Source organism: Spirosoma flavum (genome assembly GCF_042686045.1).
Taxonomy (GTDB): domain Bacteria; phylum Bacteroidota; class Bacteroidia; order Cytophagales; family Spirosomataceae; genus Spirosoma; species Spirosoma flavum.
Genome location: NZ_JBHUOM010000043.1, coordinates 15,064 through 30,816, shown reverse-complemented (window position 1 = coordinate 30,816; position 15,753 = coordinate 15,064). Strand labels below are relative to the sequence as shown.

The 15,753-nt window shown below is 39.3% G+C and carries 15 protein-coding genes and 1 pseudogene; 10 read left to right on the top strand and 6 right to left on the bottom strand.

Annotation, left to right across the window (positions count from 1 at the left end; genetic code table 11):
- Window positions 1-3 precede the first annotated feature (3 nt).
- The 5 genes from ACFS25_RS28405 to ACFS25_RS28385 all read right to left on the bottom strand — a co-directional run bounded on the left by ACFS25_RS28405 (window position 4) and on the right by ACFS25_RS28385 (window position 5,491).
- Complete coding sequence (locus ACFS25_RS28405) at window positions 4-798, bottom strand: DUF4138 domain-containing protein (protein WP_381508077.1); 795 nt, start codon at window positions 796-798, stop codon at window positions 4-6.
- Window positions 798-1,424: a hypothetical protein gene (locus ACFS25_RS28400; RefSeq protein ID WP_381508075.1), complete on the bottom strand. Its 627-nt coding sequence runs from the start codon at window positions 1,422-1,424 to the stop codon at window positions 798-800. Before ACFS25_RS28400 ends, ACFS25_RS28405 begins: the two co-directional genes overlap by 1 nt.
- Window positions 1,425-1,442: 18 nt before the next feature.
- Window positions 1,443-2,378: a hypothetical protein gene (locus ACFS25_RS28395; protein ID WP_381508073.1), complete on the bottom strand. Its 936-nt coding sequence runs from the start codon at window positions 2,376-2,378 to the stop codon at window positions 1,443-1,445.
- On the bottom strand, window positions 2,375-4,843 hold the full coding sequence (locus ACFS25_RS28390) for a VirB4 family type IV secretion system protein (RefSeq protein WP_381508072.1): 2,469 nt from the start codon (window positions 4,841-4,843) through the stop codon (window positions 2,375-2,377). Before ACFS25_RS28390 ends, ACFS25_RS28395 begins: the two co-directional genes overlap by 4 nt.
- Before the next feature lie 291 nt (window positions 4,844-5,134).
- Window positions 5,135-5,491: a hypothetical protein gene (locus tag ACFS25_RS28385; RefSeq protein WP_381508070.1), complete on the bottom strand. Its 357-nt coding sequence runs from the start codon at window positions 5,489-5,491 to the stop codon at window positions 5,135-5,137.
- Window positions 5,492-5,734: 243 nt separating this feature from the next.
- On the opposite strand from ACFS25_RS28385, the gene ACFS25_RS28380 reads away from it, so the two are divergent.
- Complete coding sequence (locus ACFS25_RS28380; protein WP_381508069.1) at window positions 5,735-5,866, top strand: hypothetical protein; 132 nt, start codon at window positions 5,735-5,737, stop codon at window positions 5,864-5,866.
- Window positions 5,867-5,891: 25 nt separating this feature from the next.
- On the opposite strand, the gene ACFS25_RS28375 is transcribed toward ACFS25_RS28380, so the two are convergent.
- Window positions 5,892-6,578, bottom strand: a complete 687-nt coding sequence (locus ACFS25_RS28375) for a hypothetical protein (protein WP_381508067.1) — start codon at window positions 6,576-6,578, stop codon at window positions 5,892-5,894.
- Window positions 6,579-6,768: 190 nt separating this feature from the next.
- Between ACFS25_RS28375 and ACFS25_RS28370 the strand changes: the two genes are divergently transcribed.
- The 9 genes and pseudogenes from ACFS25_RS28370 (at window position 6,769) to ACFS25_RS28330 (ending at window position 15,753) form a co-directional block, all read left to right on the top strand.
- Window positions 6,769-8,817 carry a toprim domain-containing protein gene (locus ACFS25_RS28370; RefSeq protein ID WP_381508065.1) on the top strand — a complete coding sequence of 683 codons (2,049 nt, stop codon included), beginning with the start codon at window positions 6,769-6,771 and terminating at the stop codon, window positions 8,815-8,817.
- A gap of 22 nt (window positions 8,818-8,839) precedes the next feature.
- Window positions 8,840-9,094, top strand: a complete 255-nt coding sequence (locus ACFS25_RS28365) for a hypothetical protein (protein ID WP_381508063.1) — start codon at window positions 8,840-8,842, stop codon at window positions 9,092-9,094.
- A 213-nt stretch (window positions 9,095-9,307) separates the two neighbouring features.
- On the top strand, window positions 9,308-10,246 hold the full coding sequence (locus ACFS25_RS28360) for an ArdC family protein (RefSeq protein WP_381508061.1): 939 nt from the start codon (window positions 9,308-9,310) through the stop codon (window positions 10,244-10,246).
- Window positions 10,247-10,544: 298 nt separating this feature from the next.
- Window positions 10,545-11,018 (top strand): hypothetical protein, encoded by a 474-nt coding sequence (locus tag ACFS25_RS28355; RefSeq protein ID WP_381508059.1) that lies wholly within the window; start codon window positions 10,545-10,547, stop codon window positions 11,016-11,018.
- A gap of 379 nt (window positions 11,019-11,397) precedes the next feature.
- On the top strand, window positions 11,398-11,835 hold the full coding sequence (locus ACFS25_RS28350) for a hypothetical protein (protein WP_381508057.1): 438 nt from the start codon (window positions 11,398-11,400) through the stop codon (window positions 11,833-11,835).
- A 99-nt stretch (window positions 11,836-11,934) separates the two neighbouring features.
- Complete coding sequence (locus ACFS25_RS28345) at window positions 11,935-12,312, top strand: transposase (protein ID WP_381508055.1); 378 nt, start codon at window positions 11,935-11,937, stop codon at window positions 12,310-12,312.
- 11 nt (window positions 12,313-12,323) lie between these two features.
- A pseudogene (locus ACFS25_RS28340) lies at window positions 12,324-13,235 on the top strand (IS3 family transposase); the annotation flags it as partial.
- 757 nt (window positions 13,236-13,992) lie between these two features.
- Window positions 13,993-14,334: a hypothetical protein gene (locus ACFS25_RS28335; protein WP_381508053.1), complete on the top strand. Its 342-nt coding sequence runs from the start codon at window positions 13,993-13,995 to the stop codon at window positions 14,332-14,334.
- A gap of 234 nt (window positions 14,335-14,568) precedes the next feature.
- Complete coding sequence (locus ACFS25_RS28330) at window positions 14,569-15,753, top strand: hypothetical protein (RefSeq protein ID WP_381508052.1); 1,185 nt, start codon at window positions 14,569-14,571, stop codon at window positions 15,751-15,753.

Below are 15,753 nucleotides of genomic sequence, written 5' to 3'. Positions count from 1 at the left end.
GTTTTAGAGTAGAGATGCAGTCATGATTTTTTTAGCCGGTATTTCAAGGGTGATTACCCGCGCACCAACTTTTTCCCGAAAAATCATTTCCAGGTATCCCGATTCAGTAGTAGAATAGAGCGGTAAGGAGTAATAAAAGTATTTGATCCTACCAGCTTCTATCCGAGCGGGTTCTATTCTGTCGTCTGGTGTCATTTCCTCATATTGAGGAGCAACCTTATTTCTTAACCGACGTGGTAAACGTTCTTTATAGGTGAACGTCACCAAATCCAACACGTAGGCTATTGTTGTCGTATTTTTAACGGCCAGCTTCAAATAGGTACGTTGCGTATCATTGAACACCTGTATACATTCGATGTCTACACCGTCTTTTACTTCCCGAACACTGACATTGGGCTTGCCTGTTTTCATCTTTACTAACTTGCTGATCGTTGGAGCAAGGGATGAAACCACGCTTCTTGCTGCTGGACTACTACTACTACTTTCGTCCATTATCCGGTAATCATAGAAGCTCCTAGAAGGCTTTTTAACGTATCGAACGTAGCCAGTAAACAGAGTTGAACCCGCTTGAACAAGGAGGGTGGTAGGCTCAGTGTTAGGAGAAAGAGCTTTTAAAAAAAGCATCCGGTCTTTTTCAACCTTACCTATATACGCTTTCGTACCTAGATTGACTAAACTAATTGGCTCATCAAAAATCAGGTAGCTAGTTCCCTCACTGGTTACACTGATAGTATCTAATTTTTGAGCTTGCGTAGTTAGCAGATTGCCCCAAAGGAACAGGGCTATAATCGCTTTCATTATGGTTCTGATTTGGGGTTATATTGAATGAAATTGAAATCTTTAATCTGCAAGCCAAATGGGTTGTCCTCAGATCGGTAGGTTTGAAGCAGGAGGAATTTTGCCGCTACGGGAACGTATTGTACCTCGTCAGGGTAGATAACTTTCTGTTTTGAATAGACCATACCTGAATACGGTTCAGTCGCTACATTCACCTTTACACTGTCTATTTCGAGTTCAGTATGGATATTATACCGATTATAATTCTCCAGTACTTTCCCTTCCCGGAAGGTTTGGAAAATGGCTAACCCATCTTGCCGGTTAATTAACTTCATCGCTAAGTCAATACGATCTTTGTACGTCTCCGCATCATGACTGAACATCAAGCGCATGAAGTCTTTGACATGGTTTCTCGCTTCGTAGACACTAGGGGTAGCGGTGGGAGATTCAACCGCAGCGGTAGTGCCTCTATCAGAAACGACATACACCGTTTGACGAGCTTGCTTTAAGCTATTTGAATACGTCCAGCCCCAAAAAGCATTGGAAGCAAAGAGCAGAATCACAGCGGCAATTGTAATCCATTTCAAAGCCGTAAATGCTTTGCTGAAATTGACCGCTACACCGAGCTTATTATTATCTGTTACCATCGTTGGCTGATGTTATGGTTAGTTACTTTCCTGTAATTGCTGTTGCCGCTCCTTTTTCTTATCCCGATCCTTCCGATAGTCATTTAGTGCTTTATTCGCCGCACCACCAGCAAACGTTGTAGCCGCACCAGCCGCGCCCTGGGCCGCTCGTAGGAAAGACGACGAAGCCGCACTACCGATATAAAAAGAGGTTAGAAGCGGAACACTCAAGTACATTAAGATTACGGCTCCATTTACGACTAATAAATCAAGCACCGCTGATGCTTCTGAAAGAGTTGTTCCGGTAGGAATAGTAAATTTTGAAATAAAGCCTACCATGATAGCATCCAGAATACCGAGAGTTAGCCCCCAAAGAGCAGTAGAAAGGAAAATCCGTAGCCAATGGCCGATAGTGCCACCAAAGCCCGGTATGGTGCTGATCGTGAAAGCAACAGGACCACACGCTAGGATGAAGGCAATTAACATTCCCCGTATACGCTCGATAAATAAGCGTACAATCATTGAAAGCCCGTTTTCTACAGCTAATATGAGCCAGGTAAAAAAAGAGGTCATATCATCAAATGGGACTTTGACGTTAGGGAAGGAAAATTCCTTAGTATGCTGCTTTAAATAACCTGTCTCTGAGAGTGTATTTAAAGACTTCATAATATCAGTATCAACGTTGCTTACCAGCGCATTGAACCAAGAGGTCGCATCATAAATAGCGTATACTATCGGCTCATAAGCTGCAACGCAAATCCAAATAGCAATAACTTTGATTAATGCGGAGGGGTCAAACCTCATATCACCAAGGTACATTTTAGTAAGTGAAATGACTAAATGAACAAATAGCATTAAGGGAATAAATGTCAAGCATTTTGTAACAATGCCTTTGATAAGTACTATTGCAGACGCAAAAAACATTTCTCCAATGTTTTGTTGAGCTTGAAGTAAAATGAGGTTTAACGTGTTCATAATTTTCCTGTCTTTTTTAGTTCAACAAATTGTCTGATTGCCGCAAAAATATCACCGTACTCTGCTGTGAGGTCTCTTAACATTTCCCGCTCACGTGGTTTAGATGTTAAAATAGCTTGTACGGCAAAAGGAACGTCTACACGATATGCTTTACCATATTCACCCTGTTTTATGAAAATCTCTCTGTGAGTAGGTGCAGTCGAAAGTGAAAGGATTTTTTCTTTTTCATGCTGAGTAAAAGCAAACTCTTTAGATAAAGTGCCTACTTCTTCCGTGTCAGTATGGCGAAGTATTATTTTGGTAGCCGCATTAATTTTAATTGCCTTACCAATGGGTGAAGTCATAATTTCATTAATACCCTGAGTGATGATACACATACTACCATTGTTTTTACGGATAGTCCGGTACATCAATTCAATAAAATCAGTCATGGTATCAGAAAGCATTGACCAAGCTTCATCCATGTAAATCCATTTGTTGGTTTTAGGATAACGAGCTAATTGGTCAGCGGCTAACTCTGTAATTAACATGCCAACAACGGGGTAAAGAATAGGATTTGTCTTAATCTTCTTCATATCAAAACAAATCAGCTTGTAAGCTGCTAAATCTTCGTATTCATCCGAGTTTAACACTTCTTTATATTGCCCAACAGCAAAAGGCTTAAGACATAAAAGAAACTCGTTAAAATTGAAAGAACCCGCTTGCTTTTTGTATTCTAAATCCTCGCTATGGGAATCCATGTAATCAATGATGTATTCATAAAATCCCGATATGGAAGGCAGTAATATAATGCTGGAATCTTTCTTTACTATTTCGTTATATTTTAGATAGTAGTGTAGTATTAACTCATTCAATACAGACCTTTCATGCTGACGTATTACCCCGTCTTGGCCTTTCCAAATGACGGTTATTAAATTGGTTAGAAAGTTACTTTTGTCATTGTTTAACGTGAATGTACCGTCCAGTTCACGTTGAACCAAGCAGGGGTTGAACTTCAAGGGTCGTTCCGGGTCATATTCAAAATACTTTCCGTTCAAAGCTGTGAAAGCACTTAAATATGTCCCGCCTACGTCTATTACAATTTGGGGTTCTCCTCTATCAAACCGCTGTACTAGAAAGTTGGCAATTGTAAAAGATTTACCACTACCAGTAGGACCAACAACGACAGCATTTTGATTCTCTAAATCTTCATTAAAAAGATTTACTAATAATGGTTCACCGGAGCGATCAGTAAGTAAATCGCCTTTAAGATCAGACGTATATTTTGTGATAAAATTTAAGTATACCGCCCCATTATCCCCGGTCATAGTCAACCACCGATAATTTTGGTCTGAGTTACCCGGAGCATTAGCGATAAATAAGTTAGCGGTATCAATACTTTCTATAAAGCACTCAGAAGAACCCATTTCCCGAAATGCAGCAACAGTCCGTTGAATGTTTTTTTCAACTTCATAATCATTGCTCGAATACACTACTACACTGACATTCGTTGTAACTATGTTTTTATTGTCGCTCCTTACTTCTTCTGTAAACTCTAATATTTCTTCCCGTTTAATTCGGTTGTCCTGAGTCATCATGAAATCAAGGTTTTGAATAACTTTGGCCGTTGTGTCCATACCAGACAGAACCTTGTCTTTATTCATTACCTTGATGGATACACTCAGTACGTGCGGGAAATACAGATAGTTAGCAATGGGGTATATCCAGGGCGACATAATATTTTGTCTATTCCGGGCAAATGGCTCTATCGGCCCACCCTGACCAGACATAGTAATAACATTAACTCGTTTTTCGCCAATAGCCGCGTGAGTTGAGCAGGGTGTAAACGTCCTTAATGAATCCGTAGGCTGGTTATCTGAATCAAACTCAAGATTGTAATATTGGAGGTATACATCTTGTAGATGTTGGTCATCTAAACGGTTGAAAGAAATTCCTTCAAAAGACGTAATGGTTATTATGAAATCGTTGGCCAATTGTTCAATAGAAGCCTGTCTTTCTGCAATCTTTTCAAAGGGATTTTTTATTACACTTTTCCCTAGAGCAAATAATGTATTTGCAGCATTACGTTCCCTGTCTACACTTTGTCCAATAGAAATAAATAAATAGCTATCATGGACTAGTATTGGTCGTTCCGCAAAATGCTCTATAGTTCTACGTTGAAAGTACGTCTTATTCTTCGTCGATTCACCATACTCTTTAAAGTAGTAAGTGTCAAGTTTTTGAACAATAGTACCTTCTGGTAAAACTTTTAACGCTCCATAAATTAACGTGTTTAGGTAGTCATACTGTTTTGCATTAAGTTTTTCCGTCTCTATACCAGAGACGGAAAAACCTACTGCTATACGACCGTCTTTCAACACTAATTGATTCGATTCTACCGAGAATATTGGTATGATGTCATCAATAGTTCTAGTGTTTGTGTCGTTGCTTACCATTGGATTTTTTGCGTTTTTCGATGAAATCAAACTTTTTCATCCAGATTTGCTTTGGTTGAAAGAAATGGTATGAGAGTAAGCTTACTATATAAGACGGATGCCTATTCTTTAACCCATATCTGACAATCCCCACATATACACCTATTGCAACAATTCCCGCGATATTGTACCACACTGAAATAGGCAAGAACACCCGTACAATATTTATAAGAATCATAACTCCGAAAAAAAGCCCCAGTATTATTCCTAAATCACGTATTTCAATTCCTAATATTAGGGTCTTTTTTTCCAATGATTTTCTGACTTCCATAGGGCTAATTGTTACCTTCCTTCGTAGCCGCCTGATGAACTGCTACCTACTGAGGAGGTAATATCTTCAACAATCGTGTTAAAGCCGAACCATAGAATTGCACCGACAACTAGCATAAGTAAATTCTTGCTTGCGTTAGGAGAATTTGAAATGAATCCCGCTACAGTACGAATTAAGCCCACTACCATTAAAATAATAAATAAGACGTTGGCCGAAGTCTGAATTATTTTGGCGATATTCTTAACGGAGCCAGCTACACCGCCTTGAGCCATTGCGTCAGGTGCAATTAAAGTCAAGGCGAACGCAATAATGATAAAACCCACTGTGCGAGTTACTTTTTTTGCATTTTCTTTTTTTGTGAGTAACATAATTGTAATTGGTTATTATTGAACATTAATTAAAAAAACTGTTAATCGGAAAATCTGCTTCATTACTATTGAAAATTTAAATCAACATAATGCAACAAAAACAGTTACGTCTCCTAATTTTTGTGCGCTACACTTACTCTATTTTTCCATAGGCTATTCAGTTGGTTATAATTAAAACCTTTAAGTATTATTAATCGGAATGACTGTCTTATTATGGCTATTGTTATTATTGCTATAAAGATCATGATCAGGTTTTCTAACAGCGAACTACACATGGATTCCAATGTGTTTATGTACGTGCTTTCCATTAATAATTTGTTGGGTATTGGCGATTTTGCCAACGCATTATTGTCGAGTAAAAAGGATGTTGTGTGATTCATAATTGATAATTGATTGGTTGTTAATTTTCTTGGGGTTCTTTACGCTTTGGTCCGTAAAATTTCAATCTTCCTTTTATTTTATTTGCTTTTTCCTCATCGAGTAGGCTTACCCCTTTAATACTTGTATTTACATCGGCAAGTGGGCCTTTGTCGATAGAATCTGTTGGTTTGTTTGAGACCTCAGCAGGCTTGGAATCAGGAGCTGATTTTTTATTGTCTTCGGTATTTGTTTCAGCTTCTTTTGCTACCTCTTTTGATTGCTCCTTTTTTTTTCCATTGTTAGGGAAGTTGCCGGTTATGCTTGTGTTATTTTGGTGTTCCTGTTTTACGGCTGGCCCTTTGTTATTATCTTTTTCCTGTCCTTTAGCTGGATCAGGATTGAACCTTGCTATGACTTGCCTGCTTTGCTCGTTATACGGTGTTGCTGATACGTGAAGTAGATGGTGTTCGCGGACACTAGCTATTTTAAAAAGACTGCCTGAACTTTCACCCTCAGATGTTTCTATTTGCCGACCTTTGATGATTACCCATACTAAGCATGTTAGCCACAGTATTGCTAAGGATAAGCCCACAAGATTATAAGAATCACCAATGATAAAAGTAAATAAGTTATGGGCAAAATTTCTACCACTAAAAGCGTATAAAAATACTCCTACTGATGCTAGGCATATTGGTAGCCATTTGATTAAACTTCCCACTTTAATCATATTACAATTAGTAAAAGTGCAACATATTGGTTATTTGGCGGCTTTTTTTGAAATATTTAACAAGTATAGGAAAAAATTTATTAGAATTGTGTGCTACTTTTTTTACTCATTAAGAAATATTTTTTTATTTGGAGAATGGTAGAAAAAAATAGCATTTTAGTGTACAGGCATTAAATCTAAAGAATGACTTATGACGACCTTCGATGAGTACAAGAAGCGGATAGACCTATCCGAGTACGCCCAGCGTCAAGGATGGGAGAAAGACGACGCTAAATCGACTGCTACAGCAGCCGTACTAGACAAGAAGAGCCAGGGGCAAACCCAAGACACTATAGTCGTGTATAAGGGGCAAGAGCATGATTATTTCTATACGCCTAATAATTCCAAAGAGAGGGGAGATGTAATCAGCTTTGAAAGGCTCAAAAACGGGGCTGAGTGGAAGGACATCAACGATAAATTAGCCCGTTACGTCGGTGAAGTCCCCCAAGAGCGCCAACTCCCGCAGCAAGTCAACTCACATTCTCATAACCAAGCCTTCCAGCATAATTTCAAGTTTCAGCCTATCACAGAAACTGAGTATTTAGAGAGTAGGGGTATCAATAAGACTACTATCCATGCTGACGAGTTTAAGGATAGGATTTTCAATAAGGAGTTCAGCTATAAACAGCATTTAGAAAATGGAGTCAATCAATTGGGTAAAATGGCTCCAATAGCCGAAGCGGATAAAGCTAAGATTCAGGAAATAGGCTTGGAGAAATACTATTCTAAGCCCTTTTTCGATCAATTAAAGACTGTTCAGAATCATGTTAAAGACACGAACGAACTGCCAGCCAACTACTTAGAATCCCTAAAAAACACTTATGGATATAAGGCTCCCGAAGGGGCTACTGATCGGATAATCGTTAATACATCGTTTCCCCTTCGTAATGAAGAACACGTTATAGCGTCTATTAATCGTAACGAAGAATATAACCGTATTGAACGACCGAAAGAAAACGCTGTTTGGTCGTCTAGAACGGACTTTGACAAGCGACCAGTTAACGCAGTTGTTATACACGAAAGCCCAATTGACTCGCTTTCCTATCATCAACTTAACCCGCCTAAAGGAGATGAAAAGCGGTTATATATAGCTACAGCCGGTAATATATCCAGAGATCAACCCGTACTTATCGAAAAGCTAGTTAAGGAAAGTCAAGCTGAGAAAGTGGTCTTGGCTAATGACAATGACCCCGGAGGGGTAAAGCAAAATATCAATATAGCCGGTCGGCTAAACCTTACTGAAAAAAGTGAGAATACACATGCTCAGTTGAATATACATGATCGTACCGACGCACGATTACTTATAACCATCAATCACCAAAATCAGCAGGAAGGGCAAGAGCGGTTAAAGGAAATAGCCGAACGCTTTACTACTGCCATTAATAAAAGCATACCTGATGGAGCCGAGAGGGAAGCTAGGGCCGTAGTTGTACAAAACGGTTCTCGTTCGTCAGAAATAGAGATTGCGTTTATTGCCAACCGGGAAAATCTTATCAGCGTTGAGCAAGCTCTTATTAAAGAACGTGGTTTAGAAAATCACATGGAAGTACGGCGCCCGGCTGAGAAAGACTATAATGAAGATTTGAAACGGGCTAACCCATATATAGTTTCTTATCAAGAACAGAATAGTAGGGAGCATATTGCAGGGCGCTATAATAAAGAGGTCGATGCTTATAATGCAGTAGCTGAAAAAGCTCAGGAAAGACCAGACGCAAAAGAGGTATCTGCTTATATGGAGATCAGGACAAATGAGGGGTCAAAGAAGGTAGTGTTAGCTCATTATGACCGAGAGAACGAAAGAGTTGTAGCAACGCCCGAATTTGAAAAACGTGTAAATGAACAACATAATCAGCAAGGAACGGCTGCTATCGACCGTCAGCAACAGGCAGCAGAAGCGGAAGCAAAGGCAAATTCAGGAGATGTACGAGTAGTGGATGGCGACGGTAATATAGTCGGGAAGACAGAATATAAAGTTGAGGTAGATAGTCAAGGACATAGCAACGTTCGCAAGGAGCAGCGGTACGATCAAGAAGAATTGACGCGAGAAGGTACTTCTGGACGAGAGATACAAACAGCGATGAACAAAGAAGTTGCGGGAGCTACCAACCGGGGAGCCGGTAATGTCGATGGAGCTGATTTAAAAGATACGAAGCAAGACATTAGCCAGGAGCAGGAAAGCAAACGCTCATTGTCTATGTAATACATCTTTTAAATTAAGGCTCATGAAAACAACAAATGAGACAATTGAAGCCTACGTAAAGCGAAAAGGAATCAAACATAAAATTATTGCTCAGTCAATGAACATGCAGGTTACAACCTGGTATAAAAACCGTCAAAGATGTTGTAAAAACGTATCCATTGAAGAAATACATAACTTAGCTCAATTCCTAAAAATAACGCCTTACAAAGCCTTCGAACTGACCTATAACCTCTACTTGAGAACCAATAGTAACATAAGTAAAGAACCATTTATTTGAAATAATATAACAGTTTAGAGACCCGTCGAAAAGGCGGGTTTTCATTTTTATACAGATATTCCATACCGAGAAATTACAAAAGAACAGAGGGGAAAAAAAGGGTTAAAGATAATGATATTTCACTATTTCACGTGAAAACTGTTGCGTAATATGAAATAAAGACGTATCTTTACTTCATAATCAATCAGTTGAAACACTTAAACGGAAACAGTTATGAAATCGTCTAAATTCACCCCTCGAACGGATGTTCCCACAGCCGAAACCGATGTTTACCAAAAAATTACAGACCTGTTCATTGAAAGAATTGAATCGGGCGTAAATCCGTGGTACAAAACTTGGTCAACGTCTGGTATTGTTCCTAAAAATTATTTCAGCAAACAAAGCTATCACGGTATTAATCTTTTTCTGTTGGGCATGACTCCTTTTAATGTGCCTTACTTCTGTACGTTCAATCAAGCAAAGGCGCAAGGCGGTAGCATTCGTAAAGGCGCAAAAAGTTTACCAGTCGTGTACTGGAACGTTGTTGATTCCAAGACGGAGACAGTAACCCGCGATGGTCAGGCCGAGCCGAAGAAAAACGCATTTATAAAGTATTATAATGTCTTTAATGTCCGTGACGTGGAAGGGATAGACTTTATATTACCTGAACCGACAGTTGCCCAAAATCCCAATGAAACAATTAATATCTGTGAAAATATTGTAGCTAGTATGCCAATGGCCCCGGCCATCCGTCATGCCAATAAAGATGCAGCTTATTACGTGCCTAGTGCTGATTATGTTAATATGCCAGCTATCGAGCAGTTTAACACCTCTGCCGAGTACTATAATGTTTTATTCCACGAATTGACCCACAGCACCGGCCACCAGAGCCGACTAAACCGGGAGGGTGTTACCAATCTTTGCCGGTATGGTTCAACTAACTACAGTAAAGAAGAATTAGTGGCTGAGTTAGGAGCCGCCTTTCTATCTACGTTTACGGGCATTGCAAATTCAGCCCTAATTGATAATTCAGCCGCTTATTTAAAAGGCTGGTTAAGGTCACTGAAAGAAGATAAAAAATTCATTTTTTGGGCAGCCAAAGAAGCACAAAAGGCAGTAAACTTCATTGCTCCTAACTTAACTGATTTACAGGAGATGCCGGAACAAGAATAACCCACTATTGAAGGCCCGGAGCCGCTACGGTTTCGGGCCAATTATTAATAAAATCGTCCGGCTACGCCGGAACTTTTTAAAAATTCACCTAAGTTTAACTCCATAGAAAAATGCCTCAGCGGAACCACCCAACGTGACGAAATAGCTTATTACAATGACCAGTGGCATAACGTCAACAAAGACCTACCGCTTCTACATACAGTGGCATGAATTGGGAAGAGTATAAAGCTTGAATTGAAAATCAGTTAGTTCACCCGTTATAATAGCGGCTTATAAGAATCTTTTGAATAGTTGAACGATGCAAACATCCCTTGACATCTATCATGAAAAGTACCCTAATACTGAATTGCCTGCCTTTGCTTATACTGAAGTGGAATTGCTGAGAGAAGTAAAGTTTGTCCACGGCGAGCCAGAACAGGGAGTTAATATAGATCTTGATAAGGTAGTTGGTCTGTATTCAAGCCATATAGACTATTTCCGAAGGGGATTTACCAATGAGATTCAATCCTTAAACTGGCTTCAATTATTAAATAAACTACGGAGAGTATACAAATACGCAAAAGAGGATATAGCCAAGATAGACGACAACCTTATCAATTCGACTAACGTTTTGCCGTGGAATAAAGATTGTTCATCAATTATTTACTTAGTTTCGGAGGATAAACATTATATCAGTTCAGGACTTCACCGTATAACTCTTCTTAAGTTCAGAGCCGACAAACCATCTTTTTATTGTAAACAACAAAATATACATTTTGCAGAGCGTTCATAAACAATGGTTTAGCTTTGTTGATGCTTTATAAAATCGTAAAAAATGAAAACTGGTGACCCTAGTTGATTGGATTAGTTTAGATCAACCTACTACCGAGAAATAGAGTTATGTAACGATTTTGTTTTTAATAAATACAAATGTTAATGGCTCTTAATCTTTCACTAATTCTCGATATTTGTATCTCTTAACTGTTCAGCTTCTGTGAAGAAGTTGTCCTTTTTAAGTTTCAACAAATTGATTGAGAGTTGTAGAGGCTTCTTCTACAACTCTTTTTGTTATGGTATAATAGCCTATACAGGTAGCCTGGCCGCAGATCCAGACAACCTTTAGATTCATCGGTACGCCGGAGCGGTCAATATGCTTATAAAGATAGACTAGTATGGAATCTGACATTACAGGAGCGTATAACGCTTACAGACAAAAACTGGCTGAGTGTGCGGCCACAATAAAGAGCCGAGTAAAAGCCGAATCTTCCCTAAGGGAACTCAAGGAGGAGTTAGGGCTAACTGCAAACATGTATTACCAGCGGTTAAACTACCCGCAAAATATTCCAATTGAGGAAATAAAAGCGTTGGCTGAACTCCTAAAAGACGATAGCCTTATCCAACTCTTTGAGGATGCTCACAAATTAGGCCATCAAATGACCGTTGTCATTGATGATAATATTAAACGAGCCGATATTTCGGTTACCTTTCTCTGCAAAAAACTAGGTATTGACACGTCTAACTTTTACCGAAAGCAGAAAGACCCCCGTCTGTGGGGTCAGGCCGAGGTGGAGAAAATGACGCAAGTCGTTGAAACTATAATGAGCCTTTGATAAACTTTTATCGTTTCCTCTAATAAGACGCGCTTTCACGGTACAAAAAACTGTCTTGTCCTGATATAGGTTGTCAATTTTCACCAAAAATTGACAACTATGGAAGACCACATTCGCGACCTGCTGAGTCGCTTTCAGTACAGCGAACAACTCCGGGAGACGGCCGTGTTTCGTATTCTCTTCGGCGGAGAAGAAGTTAGCCAAGTGATGGAAGATTTAGGCATTCATAGTGGCTACACGATTCGTAGCTGGGTGCAACTCTATCGTCAGAAGATGAAGACGGGCCTGTTAACTTTACCCGCCATGAAGCAAGCACAAAAACGCGACATGGCAGCTCTCAAACAGCGCAACGAGGAGCTGGAACAGACTCTGCAGCAGGCCAATCTGTTAATTCTGGCACTTAACACGATGATTGAGACCGCTGAAAAAGAACTAAATGTGCCAATAAGAAAAAAGTCTGGCACCAAACGGTCTTAAACCTTCGTGAGAACGAGATAGCAAAGGTGAGCGTCGGAAGCCTTTGCCGACTGTTTGGTGTGAGCCGACAAGCATTTCATGCTAGAAAACAACGTGCTCAGCGATCGGTGAGCCATGCGATGTTAGTACTGGCCCTGGTGACGGCCCTCAGACGAGATGTGCCTGGCTTGGGCACTCGGAAATTACATCTTTTGTTGGCCGAACCATTAGCCAAAAGTGGCATCAAATTAGGTCGTGACAAGTTGCACAAGATCTTATACAATCATGCTATGGTTATCCGTCAGGGTCGACAGGTACCCCAGACAACTGATTCTAATCATCGCTTACAGAGATATCCTAATCTGCTTATTGATAGGGTTATAAATGCTCCCAGACAGGTTTGGGTTAGTGATATAACTTACTTGTATATTGGGTTAGGATTTGGCTATCTATCGTTAATAACGGACGCTTATTCAAAGCTGATCGTGGGGTACTGCCTGCATCCATTCTTAACAGCAGAAGGTAGTTTAAAGGCCCTGGATATGGCTTTAGCTACCCATTTGGAAAGGGAAGATGAATTGATTCATCATTCAGACCGTGGCAGCCAATATTGTAGTTATGACTACGTTCGCAAGTTAAAAGGAGCGAACATTTTGATTAGCATGACACAGCAAGGCGACCCTTATGAAAACGCCATCGCTGAACGGGTGAATGGAATATTAAAGACGGATTTCCGGCTGAACCGAGTGTTCGTTACTTTTGAGGAGGCTGAGAAGGCGGTTGAAAAAAGTATTTACAATTATAATCACCTGCGCCCGCACATGAGCTGTGGTTACCTGACTCCGGTGATGGCTCATCAGAGTGAGCATCCGCTTAAAAAGCACTGGAAACCGAAGGTATATAAACGGTCCAAGGTTGTCCGAGACCAGGGCCAATTTGGGTAAGTCCATCTGTTTCATCTATTTTGACAACGCTATACCAGGATTACTATTGACCAAAATTGCTGACCCCAAAACTGACAACTTATTTTCAGGATCGGACAACGGTCAACTTATTTTAGGACGATACAAACTGTCTTGTCCAGAAATCATTCGGACGTTTAAATGAACGGTGGCCGGGTAGGAGGGAAGGGGTGGGAGACATCCCTTTTTGCGTCCAATAAACCCGTTCAGTTTAATCGTTCACAATTTTGGCCCCTAGTTGGCTTTTGCTAAACGGTTTCTAGGATTTTGATAATAAACTTGAATACTTTCTCTTTCATCTTTATCCTTACAGGAGCATTTGTCTAGTCTTCGATAGTACAAAGCCAATCCTATCGGCGGCCTCCTATTGGCTGACGCCACATCCTTTCAGTACACCATATTCATTTAATAACAGAAAAATAGACATTTTTACTAGATGTTTTCTCACTATAATCAACCTAATAATTTAAAATTGTTACATATTTGAATGCTAACTGTTAAAGTTGATGACAAGATACACTTAACTCTAAGTAATTGATTATCAGTTGAAAGTAATTAAGTGGCTTTACGCCCTTTAACATGTCGGGTGCAGATCCATAAATTAGATTGCAAGGCAGCATTCCGGCGACAGGCTGCAGGCCGCAGAGGTGAGGTCTTTGCTCGTTCGGCGGGTTTCGAATGACATAGGAAACACCATAATTATAAAGTTTTGACACAAGAAACAATCAATTTATAATACATGAAAAAATCCATTACGTTTTTTGTGGCTGGACTGCTGATCACTGGGCTGTTCGCGTTTTCGACCACCACCTATCAACGCAGCTTCGACCAGACTGACAAAGGGCTAGTCCGTGTTGAGAAAAAATCTGGTAAATATGTATTCTTAGAATGTGAGCCAGTAGGCGACTATGAAATAGCTTTCAATTTTGTCACCCGTGTCAGTAATGTTTCCCAACCAGGTGATTTCACTTTTGCCGCAATAGAGAAGGCGATTAAAATAGGGGAAAGAAAGAAGAAGGAATTTGATGGAATAATTATCAAAACTGGTGCTCGTGAGGACATTGCAATCAAGTTCAAGTAAGCATAACGTTCCGGCGACGGGCTTCTCCAGTCAAGTTTTGTACAGCGGCTTGCGGCTGACAGAGCAAACGTCTCGAAAGGTCAGGCTTATTTATTGACCCGTGAGCAAGTCTGTAAAGTTAAGCGGGATAACATGAGCATCAACCGAGCTTAGTGTAACAAGATATAGGTGTAGTTACTTTGCGGACTAATTTACAGATCTATAAACGGGCATCTTTAATATCTAAGACTTATAATGAATCAAAGAACAATACTCATTCCGAAGAATATTTCATTCGAAGTTTTTGAAAAGCTGCTGAAAGAATTAGAAGAAGAGCCAGAAGCGGTAGATCTTAAAATCCCATTTGAAGTTAGTTACAAAGGTTTTGGTATATTACCTGCTGTGTATTCAATAATATTTACATGGATGCGGTCTAAAAAAGGGAGATTAATTATACCAATAAAGATAACAGACGAAGAATCTATTAAGCATTTTACTCTTGATTTTTATGGGTATTTAGTATTATCAACAATATGGAGACATTGTGAAATTATTAATGAAGAAGGTGAATCGTTGCGATCAACCTTTAGAAAATATACACCTGTAATACATTTTTATATTGAATCTTTGTCAGAAAAGTTACCAAATGAGGATATCTTGATTCCCTGTTTTGACCATTATTCAAATGAAAAAGGTTTATCACATTGGTTCTATACAGAAAAATTTAATTTTTGGCAAACACCATTCGATTTTGATAACTCATTATTTCTTATTTTAAAACATCTCTCCAAGATATACACTAACAGATTGTCAAATAATATCGCTGATTCTTTTGAGAGCTTACTCAAAATAATTTGGGAGTTATTGAAAAACACTGACGAACATGCAAAAAAAGATTATCTAGATCAAGTCAAGCTGACACCAAATACAAGAGGTATGTTTTTGAGGATTCAACGAAGTTCGAAAAGAAACTTCATTGATAATACTAACCATAGAGGTTTAAAAACTTATTATGAATCTGCTCTAATCGACTCGGGTCAATCTTTTATTCTTGAAATATCTATATTTGACAGTGGACCAGGGTTGGTTAAAAGATTTTTAAGAGAAAAATGGTTATCTAACCAACCAATTCAAGAAGATATAGACACGATACGTAAATGTTTAATTAAAGGCCAATCATCAGTCACAAATAATGAGACTAAAAGTAAAGGATTTGGTTTAGATGAAGTGTTAAAACTATTAAACCAAAAAAAAGGATTTCTCAAAATTCGTACTGGTCGTGTTTCAGTCTACCGAGATTTAATCATATCACCTTATAAATCAACAACTGTACCACATGAAATAGAGCTTTACGACTGGATAAAATGCAATCACTCTAGTTACAGTGAAATGGCAAATGTAGAGGGCACGCTCATAACACTAGCTTACCCCTTAAATTAA

What these genes read in the sequence shown, in the direction of transcription:
- ACFS25_RS28405 (WP_381508077.1), bottom strand. Translation starts at nt 798, where the DNA reads ATGAAAGCGATTATAGCCCTGTTCCTTTGGGGCAATCTGCTAACTACG.
- ACFS25_RS28400 (WP_381508075.1), bottom strand. Translation starts at nt 1,424, where the DNA reads ATGGTAACAGATAATAATAAGCTCGGTGTAGCGGTCAATTTCAGCAAA.
- ACFS25_RS28395 (WP_381508073.1), bottom strand. Translation starts at nt 2,378, where the DNA reads ATGAACACGTTAAACCTCATTTTACTTCAAGCTCAACAAAACATTGGA.
- ACFS25_RS28385 (WP_381508070.1), bottom strand. Translation starts at nt 5,491, where the DNA reads ATGTTACTCACAAAAAAAGAAAATGCAAAAAAAGTAACTCGCACAGTG.
- ACFS25_RS28380 (WP_381508069.1), top strand. Translation starts at nt 5,735, where the DNA reads ATGATCAGGTTTTCTAACAGCGAACTACACATGGATTCCAATGTGTTT.
- ACFS25_RS28375 (WP_381508067.1), bottom strand. Translation starts at nt 6,578, where the DNA reads ATGATTAAAGTGGGAAGTTTAATCAAATGGCTACCAATATGCCTAGCA.
- ACFS25_RS28370 (WP_381508065.1), top strand. Translation starts at nt 6,769, where the DNA reads ATGACGACCTTCGATGAGTACAAGAAGCGGATAGACCTATCCGAGTAC.
- ACFS25_RS28365 (WP_381508063.1), top strand. Translation starts at nt 8,840, where the DNA reads ATGAAAACAACAAATGAGACAATTGAAGCCTACGTAAAGCGAAAAGGA.
- ACFS25_RS28360 (WP_381508061.1), top strand. Translation starts at nt 9,308, where the DNA reads ATGAAATCGTCTAAATTCACCCCTCGAACGGATGTTCCCACAGCCGAA.
- ACFS25_RS28355 (WP_381508059.1), top strand. Translation starts at nt 10,545, where the DNA reads ATGCAAACATCCCTTGACATCTATCATGAAAAGTACCCTAATACTGAA.
- ACFS25_RS28350 (WP_381508057.1), top strand. Translation starts at nt 11,398, where the DNA reads ATGGAATCTGACATTACAGGAGCGTATAACGCTTACAGACAAAAACTG.
- ACFS25_RS28345 (WP_381508055.1), top strand. Translation starts at nt 11,935, where the DNA reads ATGGAAGACCACATTCGCGACCTGCTGAGTCGCTTTCAGTACAGCGAA.
- ACFS25_RS28335 (WP_381508053.1), top strand. Translation starts at nt 13,993, where the DNA reads ATGAAAAAATCCATTACGTTTTTTGTGGCTGGACTGCTGATCACTGGG.
- ACFS25_RS28330 (WP_381508052.1), top strand. Translation starts at nt 14,569, where the DNA reads ATGAATCAAAGAACAATACTCATTCCGAAGAATATTTCATTCGAAGTT.